Annotated in this window: 9 protein-coding genes; 1 reads left to right on the top strand and 8 read right to left on the bottom strand. The window is 69.6% G+C overall.

The features are described from left to right. The first annotated feature begins 107 nt into the window (after window positions 1-107). Entirely contained in the window at window positions 108-1529 is a 1422-nt protein-coding gene (locus GR303_RS09925) for an MATE family efflux transporter (protein WP_161722093.1), read from the top strand. On the opposite strand, the gene ispH is transcribed toward GR303_RS09925, so the two are convergent. From ispH to crtI, 8 genes are all read right to left on the bottom strand, one after another. Continuing rightward, window positions 1508-2476 (bottom strand): 4-hydroxy-3-methylbut-2-enyl diphosphate reductase, encoded by a 969-nt coding sequence (gene ispH, locus GR303_RS09920; protein WP_161722094.1) that lies wholly within the window; start codon window positions 2474-2476, stop codon window positions 1508-1510. The two genes, GR303_RS09925 and ispH, sit on opposite strands and share 22 nt — an antisense overlap. Then, complete coding sequence (locus GR303_RS09915; RefSeq protein ID WP_161722095.1) at window positions 2473-3759, bottom strand: hydroxysqualene dehydroxylase; 1287 nt, start codon at window positions 3757-3759, stop codon at window positions 2473-2475. Before GR303_RS09915 ends, ispH begins: the two co-directional genes overlap by 4 nt. Further along, window positions 3756-5414 (bottom strand): squalene/phytoene synthase family protein, encoded by a 1659-nt coding sequence (locus tag GR303_RS09910; RefSeq protein ID WP_161722096.1) that lies wholly within the window; start codon window positions 5412-5414, stop codon window positions 3756-3758. The genes GR303_RS09915 and GR303_RS09910 overlap by 4 nt, the downstream gene beginning before the upstream one ends. Next, window positions 5411-6523: a glycosyltransferase family 2 protein gene (locus GR303_RS09905; RefSeq protein WP_161722097.1), complete on the bottom strand. Its 1113-nt coding sequence runs from the start codon at window positions 6521-6523 to the stop codon at window positions 5411-5413. The genes GR303_RS09910 and GR303_RS09905 overlap by 4 nt, the downstream gene beginning before the upstream one ends. Continuing rightward, window positions 6520-7260 carry a lysophospholipid acyltransferase family protein gene (locus tag GR303_RS09900; protein ID WP_161722297.1) on the bottom strand — a complete coding sequence of 247 codons (741 nt, stop codon included), beginning with the start codon at window positions 7258-7260 and terminating at the stop codon, window positions 6520-6522. Before GR303_RS09900 ends, GR303_RS09905 begins: the two co-directional genes overlap by 4 nt. 95 nt (window positions 7261-7355) lie before the next feature. After that, window positions 7356-8891, bottom strand: a complete 1536-nt coding sequence (locus tag GR303_RS09895; RefSeq protein WP_161722098.1) for a phytoene desaturase family protein — start codon at window positions 8889-8891, stop codon at window positions 7356-7358. 82 nt (window positions 8892-8973) lie between these two features. Continuing rightward, on the bottom strand, window positions 8974-10071 hold the full coding sequence (locus GR303_RS09890; RefSeq protein WP_161722099.1) for a class I SAM-dependent methyltransferase: 1098 nt from the start codon (window positions 10069-10071) through the stop codon (window positions 8974-8976). A gap of 125 nt (window positions 10072-10196) precedes the next feature. Then, complete coding sequence (gene crtI / locus GR303_RS09885) at window positions 10197-11747, bottom strand: phytoene desaturase family protein (protein ID WP_161722100.1); 1551 nt, start codon at window positions 11745-11747, stop codon at window positions 10197-10199. Window positions 11748-11950: the final 203 nt, after the last annotated feature.

The raw sequence follows: 11950 nt of genomic DNA, 5'->3' as shown, positions 1-11950 counted from the left end.
CGATGGGGGGAACGGGAACGCTTGAGCCCAGGTTCCTTCCCGCCCGGAAGGCCGCATCGACTTCCGGTGTGGCTTTCCGGCAGGGGTTTGGGTACAAGCCCGCCATCATGACCCATCGCCCCTTTCCGACGGAGCGCGCCGCCTGGCTGGCGGAACTGCGCGCGACCCTGGCCCTCGGCTGGCCCCTTGTCCTCGCGACCCTGGCGCAGAACGCCCTCATGACCTCCGACGTCATCCTGATGGGCTGGATGGGGTCCGAGGCTCTGGCGGCGGGGGCCCTGGGCACGAACCTCTATTTCGCCTTCCTCATCTTCGGCATCGGCCTCGTCAACGCCACTTCGCCGATCATCGCCGAGGAGCTGGGCCGCAAGCGCCATTCCGTGCGCGAGGTGCGGCGCACCGTGCGCCAGGGCCTGTGGGCCTGCGTGACGGTCGCGGTCCCGATCTGGATCGTGGCCTGGAACGGAGAGGCGATCCTCCTCGCCATCGGACAGGAGCCCCGCCTCGCCCACAATGCGGGCCAGTACATCCGCGCGCTCCAGTGGAGCCTGCTGCCGTTCCTGTTCTTCCTGGTGCTGCGCTCGTTCCTGTCGGCGCTGGAGCGGCCCGGCTGGGCTCTCTTCATCGGGCTGCTGGCCATTCCGGTGAATTTCGGCGCGGCCTATGCGCTGATGGTGGGCTCCCTCGGCCTGCCCGCCCTCGGGCTGATCGGGGTGGGTCTCGGCACGGTGATCTCGAGCACCTTCATGTTCCTCGGGCTCGCCCTCGTGATCGTCCTCGATCCGAAGCTCCGGCGCTATCACGTCTTCGGCCGCTTCTGGCGCGCCGACTGGCCGCGCTACCGCACCTTATGGCGAATCGGTGTTCCCATCGGCCTGACGCTGATGTTCGAGGTCACGATCTTCAATGCGGCGGCGATGCTCATGGGCCGGATCGGCGAGAACGAGCTCGCCGCCCATGCGGTGGCGCTGCAGATCGCCTCCTTCTGCTTCTCCGTTCCCCTCGGCATCGGGCAGGCCGTGACGGTGCGCGTGGGCCGCGCCTATGGCGCGCAGGACGCGGACGGCGTCACCCGCGCCGGCTGGACCTCGTTCGCCCTTGGCACGGGGTTCATGGTGATCACAGCCTCGCTCATGATGTTCGCCCCCCATCTGCTCCTCGGCGCCTTCCTCGACATGAGCGATCCCAAGAATGCGCTCGTGATCGGCCTGGCGCGCTCGTTTCTGGTGGTGGCCGCCATCTTCCAGCTCGTGGACGGCGCGCAGGCCGTGGGCGCCGGCATGCTGCGCGGGCTGCAGGACACCCGCATCCCCATGATCTATGCGGCGCTGGGCTACTGGGGCGTCGGCCTGCCGCTCGGCATCGTCCTCGCCTTCGGGACGCCGCTCCGGGGCATCGGCATCTGGATCGGGCTTGCCAGCGGCCTGGCCGTCGTGGCCTCGCTGATGCTGTGGCGCTGGCTGCGCCGCGACCGGCTGGGGCTGGTCACGGCCACCCCGCAGGACGTTCAGGAGGCGTTCGCCAGCTGATCGACGAGGCGCGAGAGGTCCACGGGAGCGAACTGCGCATCCTCATGGGTTACGCGCACCTCCTCGACCGTGAGCCGGCGCCAGCGCGCCAGCTGTGCCAGGGCTTCCTGCACCAGATCCTCCGGAGCGGAAGCTCCGGCGGTGAGGCCGATCACGGCGGCGCCGTCGATGAAGGAGAGCGTCAGGTCCTTCAGGTCCTGCATCAGCAGGGACGGACGCCCCTCGTTCGCCGCGACCTCGCACAGGCGGTTGGTGTTGGAGGAGTTGCGCGCCCCGCACACGATGATCCGCTCCGCGCGCCGGGCGATGACGCGCACGGCCATCTGCCGGTTCTGCGTGGCATAGCAGATCGTCTTGACGTCGGGCCCCTGGATTGAAGGAAAGCGGCTCTTCAGCGCCGCGATGATCTCGCGCGTGTCGTCGACCGAGAGCGTGGTCTGGGTGATGTAGGCGATGCGCTCCGGGTTCGAGACCGGCAGGGCGAGCGCCTCCGCGACGCTTTCGATCACGTGCACCGTGCCGTCGATCTGGCCCGTCGTGCCCTCGATCTCCACATGGCCGCGATGGCCGATGACGATCACTTCGCGGCCGGCCCGTGCATGGCGCTGCCCTTCGAGATGAACGCGGCGCACGAGCGGGCAGGTGGCGTCCAGCACGGAGAGCCCGCGGCTTGCCGCCTCGTTCTCGACCGCCCGAGACACCCCGTGGGCGCTGAAGATCGCCACCGCTCCGTCCGGGATCTGCGCGATGTCGTCGACGAAGACCGCGCCCTTGCGCCTGAGATTGTCCACCACGCGGTTGTTGTGCACGATCTCATGGCGCACGTAGACGGGCCTGCCCGTCCGGGCGAGCGCGTCCTCGACGGCGCGGATCGCGCGCTCGACGCCGGCGCAGAAGCCGCGCGGGGCTGCAAGGAGCACGGTCAGCGGCGGATGCTCGTCGATCATGCTGCATCCTCCGTCTTCAAGGCTCGGTCTTTCGAGAGGGTGGCCCTTGTGCCCCGGGCATGGTGCAGGACAGAGGCGGCGTGCTCGCCGGCCATCACGGCGCTTTCGATGGTCGCGGGAAGGGAGCCGATCCAGTCGCCCGCCAGAGCCAGGTTCGCGAGCGGCCGCACGGGCGGCTGGGGCAGGGCCTCGGCGGCCTGCCGGATGGTGGCGCGCTTTTCCTTCACCACGCGCGTTTCGGGCTGCCGGTCGGGGGAGGCCTCGAGCCCGACCGCGCGCAGGGCGGGCGCGATCTCGCGCCAGATCCGGGCAGCCACGGCGGCACTGTCCTGATCGACCACCGCATCCGCGGCGGAGACGGTCACGCTCACGTGGTCCCGCCTGATCAGCGCCCATTGGGCCAGCGCTCCGGTGAAGCCGACGAAGCGCGGACGCTCCAGGCCCCGCATGCGGTAATGCACGTTGACGATGGGCTCGAACCGCGTCGGCACGGAAAGGTCCGGCAGGAGCCGCTCCACCTCGTAGGGCGGCAGCGCCAGGATCACCCGGTCGTCGGGGCCCAGCATCACGGTGCGGTCGGAGAGCGCGAGCCCGATGACGCGCCCGTTGGCGACCAGGAGCATGCGCAGGCGCTGGCCGGTGAGAACGGCGGCTCCCCTGGCCCGGAGGGTGGCCACGGCCGGCTCGATCAGGTCCTCGCTCAGGCCGTTGCGCGCCACCAGCAGGTGCCCGGCGCCCGGACGGATGAGCTGCCGCAGGGCGCAGGCGAGCCGCTGCGCGGAAGCCTGCGAGGGCGGCGTGTTGAGCACCGCCACCGTCAGCGGCTCGATCAGGCTGTCCATGATCGGGCGCTTGCCGATGATGGAGGCGACGGGACATTCCTTCGACGCGAAGACGAGGCGCAGGATGCGCGCGAGATCGGCGAGGGCGAGGCCCTGCGGCCGGCGCGACGGCAGAAGCCAGGACCAGGGCGACAGGCCGACCCGGCGCATCTGTCCGGCGCGCGCATCGTAGAGGGGAAGGCCCTGGGGCTCGGGCTCGAACCAGCGCTCGCGTGCGCCGACCGTCTTCAGCAGGCTGAGGGCGCGCCCGTTGGCCGTGAACAGCACATGGGTGCCGTTGTCGTGGGCGAAGCCTCCGGCGGGCTGGAGCGTGCGGCAGCGCCCGCCCGCGTGCGGAGCGGCCTCGTAGAGAACGGCCTCGCCGCCGTCCTCCGTCACCGCAAGGGCCGCGCTCAGGCCCGCGATTCCCGCTCCGACGATATGGGTGCGCCGGCTCGTCATGCAGGCCTCATGGCGCGGGTGAGGAGGTGGAGGCGGTCGGCGGCGCTCAGGCGCAAGCGGCCCTGGCGCATGCCCCAGCCGCGCGCCTGCAGCCGGTCGAGCACGCGGCGGTAGTTCTCCATCATCAGGATCGCGGGCTTCAACGCGGCGCGGTCGAGCCGCGCCAGGGCGGCATCCGCCGCGTTAAAGCCCGCACGCGCCTCCTCGGCAAGGGCTTCGCAGACGCGCGCGAAGCGGGGATCGGCCACGAGGGTTGCGGCCGGCGCGTCCTGGAGGCCGAGCTGGGCGAGGCGCGCAAGAGGCACGTAGACGCGCTCGCAGGCCGCATCCTCGTCCACGTCGCGCAGGATGTTCACGAGCTGCAGGGTGCGCCCGAGGCCGAGGGCGAAGTCGTGCGCCGCCGGCGCGCCGAAGATGCGGATCGACAGGGCTCCGACCGAGCCCGCCACGCGGCGCCCGTAGAGGCTGAGCTCATGGTCGCTCGCAATCCGCACCCGGTCGGCGCAGTCCATCTCCATGCCGTCGAGAAGCGCATGGCACTCCTCCACCGGCAGCTTGAACAGGATCGAGGCGCGGGCGAGCTCCCGGCCGATGGGCGTCTCGGGCGCGCGGTGCAGCCGGTCGAGCTCGCGCCGCCATTCCTGCAGGAAGGCGCGCTTCTCGGAAGCCGGCGCGCCGCCGTCGGCGATGTCGTCCGCAGCGCGGCAGAAGGCATACACCGCGTGCATGGCCCGGCGGCGCTCATGGGTGAGGCTCTGCATGCCGAGCCGGAAGGAGGAGCCCGAGCGGCGCACCATTGCGGCCGTCACGGCGGCATCGCTGCCGGCCGGCGGGCGCAGGGTGCCGCCAAGCCCCCGCAGGAATGCAAGGCCCATATCGGTGCGGCTCACCTGCACGCGCTCCAGAACCGGATCGCCCCGGCGCAGGCGCCGGCTCAGGGCGCGGGCGAGCGCGAGGGTGGCGATGCTCTGGGCGCGCAGGCGCCGGTTCTGCAGGTGTTCGGGCAGGCAGCACGCCTGATCGATCAGCATGTCGGTGCGGTCGAGCATGGCATCGAGCACGCTGCGGCGCAGGGCCGTGCGGCCCGGCTCGAAGAAGGCATGCTCCGACCCTGCTCCCATCATCCACCGCAGGGGGATGTAGATGCGCCCGAGGCGCTCGTGATCGTCGCCGCAATCCTGGAGGTGGTTGAGGATCTGGAGCGCCGTGCACAAGGCATCCGCCGGCGCCTTCGCGGAGGCAGGCTCCCGGTGCAGCGCCAGCAGGAAGCGCCCGACGGGGTTCGCCGAGACGCGGCAATAGGCGATGAGCTCCGCCCAGTCGTTGTAGCGCGCCTTGACCGCGTCCTGCCTGAAGGCGCGAAGCAGGTCGCGCGCCTGCACGAGGCCGGCCCCGTGCCGCCTGTCCGCCGCGTGGAGCCGCGCGGCCTGCGGCACGGCGGGATCGCCTGCCACAAGCGCCTGCTCCAGCGCATCGAGCCGCGCGAGCTTTTCCGCCGCTCCGAGATCGGGCGCATCCGCGATGTCGTCGGCCATGCGCGCGAAGGCGTAGAAGGCGAGCACCGCGTCCCGGTGCTCGGGCGAGAGCACGCGGGAGGCGACGGGAAAGTTCTCGTCGCGGGGGCGCTTGGGGTTCCGAGCTGCGGCGGCGCTCATGGTTTCGCCTCCACGGGATAGAGCCGCCCCTTCCAGCCGGCCCGGCGCGCGGTGCCGATCCGCAGCAGCACGCTCCATTGGATGGCGAGACCCACCAGGATGGTGAAGGGATGCAGCGGGATGGACCAGGGGTTCTCCCGCGTGGCCACCGTCACCGCCGTGCGGGCGGCCAGCGACAGGAGCGCCGCGGCGAGAACCGGCAGCGTCGGCACGAAGGGAAGAAGGACGAAGGGCAGCACATGACCGCCAAGCAGCAGCACCGTCCAGACCGGCAGCGCGACGGGCGTGGCCATGCCTTCGTGCGCATTCTTGGCAAAGCCGTTCCAGGCCTCGCCGAACCGCGTGTACATGCGGCAGGAGGCGAGATCCTCGCCCGGCACGAGATCGGTCATGAAGCCCCTGCGCCGGAAGAGCCGCGCGAGCTGGATGCCGTCATGGATGCGCGAGCGGATCGCCGCGTGGCCGCCGCTCAGGCGATAGGCCTCGCGCTCCGCGAGCATGAGCTGGCCGCAGGCCGCGCCGAGGCCCGGGTCGCGCGAGAGGCGCATGAAGCCCATGGGCAGGTAGCCGAGCAGCAGCAGGTTGATCGTCGGCACGGTGAGCAGCTCCCCGACGGATCGCGTCACCTGGCGCGGCACGGCGCTCACGAGGCCCGCCTGCGCGTCCTGCGCGTGGCCTGCGAGCTGCGCCGCGGCGTGCGGGCTCAGGCGCACGTCGGCGTCGACGAACAGAAGATGCGTGCCCTTCGCCGCCTTGGCGAGGTGGTGGCAGGCATGGACCTTGCCGGTCCATCCCTCCTCCAGGGGCGGGGCGGTGAGCAGGCGCACCCGCGCATCGCGGGCGGCATGGGCGCGCACGATCTCGGCCGTGCCGTCGGTCGAGCCGTCGTCCATGACAAGGATCTCCACAGGCACGCCGACGCTCCCCTGCGCCGCAGCGAGGGCGGCGCCGATGTTCGTCGCCTCGTTGCGGGCGGGAATGAGGATCGAGACCAGCACGTCGCCCTGCGGGGCGCGGCGGGGCGTGGCGCGCAAGGTCGCGAGATTCATGAGCACGAGCGCGAAGGGCAGGGCGGCGAGCGCGAGAAGGATCAGGCCGAGCACCGTCATGGCGCGCGCCCCTGGTGCGAGGGGTCGAAGCGGCGCCCGCGGAGGATTGCCGTCAGCCGCCGCCAGCCGTCATAGACGCCGCCCACGCCGGCACGCCCTTCGAGCACGGCGCGAAAGCGCGCCGGATCGCGGCTCTGCACGTCGGCGCTCAGGCGGTCGAGGGTGGCCGTGAGGGCTGATTCGAGATGCTGCAGGCGCTCGGTGCGCGACAGCGCGAGGAGATCGGCCCCGCGCATCGGCTGGCCGAAGGCCATGAACGCCTCCGCTCCGCGCTCAAGCCAGAAGCCGTATTCGATGGCGAGCGGCAGCACCGTGCAGCCGGGAGCAAGCTCCACGAGGCGCGCCACGCCGGGCTTGAGAGCGAGCGGGCGTTCGCGCGCGTCGCCGAATCGCCCCTGCGCGGTGATCCAGAGCGCACGGTTCGGCGACGAGAGAATCTCGGCGCTCGTCTTCAGGAAATGCGCGGCGCCGCGCGGGCTGTCGAGATCCACGCCGAAGGCGCCGATGCGGCCGAAGACGCCGTATTGCTTGAGCATCGCGGCATCGATGGGAGCATAGCTCTCGAAGGAGGGGAAGAAACGGTCGGCGGCGAGGATGTAGACCGCCGCGTCCCACCAGGCCGGATGGTTGGAATAGACGATCACCGGGCCCGGCTGCAGACCGGCGGGACTGCTCCATGCCGCGATCCGCAGCGCGTTCATGTGCCGCGTGAAGTAGCGGCGGAAGGTGGAGACCATGAAGCGGTGGAGCAGGGGCGAGCGCAGCGCCACGGGGGACCGGTCCGCGCCGTGACGCGGTGCATCGTTCCTCGCGGCGCTGCTCGCATCCTGCCTCAAGACACGTTCCGTAGATTCGCCGCCTTGCAATCCGTGTCGAGCGCATCGGCGGCGATCCAGCCCGACATCATCACCATCGGCATGCCCGGTCCCGGATGGGCCGCGCCGCCGGCGAGGTAGAGTCCGCGCACCTGCCGGCTGCGGTTGCCCGGCTTGAACGCGCCCATGAACTTGCCGTGGCTCGCCAATCCGTAGATGGCGCCGTTGAGCACCTTGTAGCGGTCGTGGATGTCCTGCGGCGTGAGGTGGCGCTCGACGACGATGCGCTCCTCGATGTCTTCCATGCCGGCCGTCCGCTTGAGCTTGTCGAGGATCACCTGGCGATAGGCTGGGAACATCTGCGACCAGTCATGGTGCGGGCGAAGGTAGGGCGTGTGGACGAGCACGTAGAGCGCCTCGCCGCCTTCCGGCGCTACCGTCGGATCCGTCGCGGCGGGAGCCGCGAGATAGCAGGTGGGATCGGGCGCGGGTTCGCCCTTGCGGTAGATGGAGTCGAACTCCTCCTCCGGATCGCGCGAGAACACGAAATCGTGGTGGAGGATGTGATCGTAGCGCCTGTTGAGCCCGAGATAGAGCACCACGCCGGAGCAGGCCGGCTCGAAATCCTTGCGCGCGTAGTGCTCGCCCACCTCGCCGCCGACGAGTTCTCGGTACGTGCGGATCGAATCCATGTTGGAGATGACGTTGTCGTAATGCGCCACCTCGCCGCCTGCGAGCACGAGGCCCGTGACCGTGCCGTTCTCGATCTTGAGCGAGGCCACGTCGCTGTCGGTTCTGATGACGGCGCCGAGCTCGGTTGCGAGCTTCGCCAGCGCCTCCGCGACCGCGCGGGTGCCGCCCATGGGATACCAGACGCCGTCCGCCGCCTGCATATGCGCGATGGCGCAGAGCACGGCGGGCGAGCCATAGGGCGAGGAGCCCACGTATTGCGTGAAATGGTCGAGCATCTGCGCCAGGCGTTCGTCCTTCACCTTGGAGCGGATCGTGCCGGCCACCGACGAGCCCATGCGCAGCGACAGCACATCGCGCAGGGTGGAAGGGTTCATGTTGGCGCGGATGTTGATGGTGTCGAAGAGATCCTCCACCGGCTTCCAGAAGAAGAAGCGGTTGGAGATGTCGTGGAGATGGGCCGAGATCTCCTGAAAGCGCTTGTATCCGTCGCCCGCGCCCTTGCCCGGAGCAAAGCGGTCCATGGCCTGCGCCATGGAATCGATGTTCTCCTGCAGGTCGATCCGCGTGCCGTCGTCGAAGAAGCAGCGCCATTGCGGATCGAGCCGCACGAGGTCGAGATAGTCGGAGAGGTTGCGCCCGGCCTCCGCGAAGATGCGCTCCAGCACCCGCGGCACGGTGAGGATGGTCGGCCCCATGTCGAACCGGAAGCTGGCCTCGTGCAGCACGGCAGCCTTGCCGCCGATCCAGGGATTCTTGTCGTAGAGCGTAACCTTATGGCCCCGAGCGGCCGCGACGCAGGCCGCCGCCAAGCCGCCCAGTCCTCCGCCGATCACTGCAACCGAAGTTCCTCGAGCGCTCACGATGTCCTCCCGCGGAGCACGCGCCCGGTCTCGCCGAGGCACGTGTCCAGATGTGTTGGTTCTAGGAATGCGATAATCCAGTTCAAGGCAAATCACGAAGGTTTGGGCGGCGGGCGCAGACCATGCGCAGCGCCTGCCGGCCGGGGGATCGGATCACCGGATCGAAACCGGCGGATTCCAGGAGCGGCTTGATCTGGGCCACGCCCCGCGTGTTGCCGCCCCAGAGCAGGTTCTTGAGCCGGTTGACGGCGGATGCGGTGCTCCCGCCCTCCTGGGAGAGGGCCGCGACCAGGAGCCAGCCGCCCGGCCGCAGGGCGCGGAACACGCGCCTGACGGCTTCCTCCACGATCTCGTCCGGCAGGAACATCTGGGGCAGGAAGGCCAGGTCGAAAGCCCCCTCGTCGTCCAGGTGCTCCACGCGCTGCCTGCGGATCGCAATGCGATCGGCAAGACCTTCCTCCTGCACATGCCGCTCTCCGAGCGCGGCCGGATGAGAGGCGGGCTCGAGCGCAACGGCGCACAGCCGCGGGAAGTGGCGGCAGAGGGCGATCGACAGGCCGGCGGCGCCCGCCCCCACGTCGAGAAGCGCCGCCCCGGGCCGCTCGAGCCGAGGCACGAGGCCGGGAAGGAATTTCAGCTTCGGCACGGCCTGGGTCGTCCAGTGGCGGGTTAGGGCGCCCTGGGCTTCGATGATGGCCGCATCCGTGTGCGACCAGCCCTCGAGGGTGAGCGTGCGCGCTTCGAGCCTGCGGCGGAAGTCCTCCGCCTGCAGCAGCGGGGCGCGCAGGGCGGCCTTGAAGGTCTCGGCGCCGTCGGGCGAGGTGAAGGGCATCAGAGCCGGGGTGGCCTGCGCCCTCCCATCGCTCCAGGTGACGAAACCGAAGCCCGCGAGCACGTCGAGAAGGCTTCTCACGATCGTCGGCGGTAGGGTCAGGGCCGCGCCGAGTTCGGCGGGAGTCCGGGGCTGCCCGAGGCGCGTGAGCAGGCCGCTCTCGGCGCAGGCGGACAGGGCGCTGGCCGACCAGATCGCGGTGTCGATCTCCTCGAGCGCCCTGAAGGCGTCATCGGGCCTGCGGAAGGAGGGGATGCCGGCGGGAAGGCGCCATCCGCCGAGGCCGAAGGAGCCGAGACCGATCCGGTCTCCTCCGTGGGACAGAAGGGCATAGGCGCGCCACAGCATGGCGGTTCTACCGGGCCTGATCTGCGACCGTCACCGGGCCTTCCTCGGCCATGGGGCCGGCGGCTTGGGCGCCGGAGCGAGGAAGAGGATGGCAAGCAATCCGATGCGGCTCATGTCATGCTCCCTTATACGGCGGCCTCGCCCACGGGCGCGGCTGCGGGCTTCGCCCGGTCCTGACCCGCGCGGCGCCTCTCCCGGTCTTCGAGCAGCAGGCGCGTCGTGATGCGGGCGCCCTCGTAGATCACCGGCAGGCCGCTGCCGGGATGGGTGCCGCCGCCCACGAGATACACGTTGCGGCCGAAGCGGTTGTGCGGCCGGAAGTAGAGCATCTGCGTGAGGTTGTGCGCGAGGTTGAAGGTGGCGCCCTCGAACACGGCGAACTCGTCCTGCCAGCCTCGCGGCGTCACCACGCGCTCGAAGCGGATGCGGCTTTCGATGTCGCGAAGGCCGAGGAGCTTGAGGCGCTCCAGCGCGACGGCGCGGTAGCGCGGCGCCTCGCGCGCCCAGTCGATGCCGCAGCGCAGATTCGGCACCGGCACCAGCACATAGAGGCTCGCATGTCCTTTCGGCGCCAGCGACGGATCGGTGACGCCGGCATGGTGCACGTAGATCGACGGCTCCTCGGGGAGAATGCCGTTCGTGATCTCGTGAATGTTGCGCTCGTATTCCTTCGACAGAAGGATCGTGTGATGGGCAAGGTCGCCGAGATCGCCTTCGATGCCGAGATAGAGCATGAAGGTGGAGCAGGAGATCTTGGCGCGATCGAGCTTCTTGTCTTTCCAGCGCGGACGCATCGCCTCCGGCACCAAGCGCCGCATGGCATGTCCGAAATCGCCGTTCACCACCACCGAGCCCGCCGCAAAGCGCTCGCCGCCGGCCTCGACGCCGACCGCTTCGCCGTTTTCGTAGAGAATGCGGTCCACCGGCGTGTTCAGGCGGATGTCGACGCCCATCCTGCGCGCCACGTTCGCCATGGCCTCGGACACCGCGCCGCAGCCGCCCATGGGATGGAACACGCCGTGCTCGTATTCGAGGAACGAGAGGATCGTGAACAGGCTCGGGCACTGGAACGGCGACATGCCGAGATACTTCGTCTGGAACGAGAAGGCGAGGCGCACGCGCGGGTCGGCGAAATAGCGCTTGAGGTCGCCGTCGACGCTCGAGAACGGCCTGAGCTTCGGCAGCGCCGCGAGCATCGCCGGCGAGAACAGATCCGCCGGGCTCGAGAAAGCCTGTTCGAGCACGGGCCTGAAGGCTTCGAGCTTATCCCGGTTGTCGTCGAGGAATCGCCGCACGTTGCGGGCATCGGCCGGAGCGAGCCGGGCGATCTCTCGTTCGAGGCGATCCAAGTCGTAAGTGGCGCGGATGGAGCCGCCGCCTTCGAAGACGAGGTGGTATTGCGGATCGAGGCGCCTCAGCTCGACATGGTCTTCCAGCCGCTCGCCGCAGGCCTCGAAGATATCCTTCAGCACCCGCGGGTACAGGAAGAAGGTGGGGCCGATGTCGAACTTGTAGCCCCCAGGGGCGTGGATCGTGCGGGTTCGCCCGCCGACCGCCGGCTCCCGCTCGAAGATCGTGACCGGAATCCCCTCCCGGGCCAGCAGCATGGCGGATGCCAGTCCTCCCGGACCTGCGCCGACAATGGCGACTTGCGGCGATGGGGCAGGGTTCGGCATCGGGCGAGGGACCCTCGACAGCATGGAGCGGCAGAAAGCCTAAGCTAGAACAACGGGGCAATGAGGGTAGAGCCGCGATCCAGAGATCACGCAAAGGTGAAAAATCCCGCGCGCTTATTGGCAACGTTATTCAGGCTATAAAATACCTTCGAAAACCAGGATCAGGCTAGATTTCGGCTACCACAGCATCCCTCTGAAGTATG

This window comes from Microvirga arsenatis (assembly GCF_009910705.1).
Taxonomy (GTDB): domain Bacteria; phylum Pseudomonadota; class Alphaproteobacteria; order Rhizobiales; family Beijerinckiaceae; genus Microvirga; species Microvirga arsenatis.
This window is presented reverse-complemented; position numbering and strand designations above follow the sequence as displayed.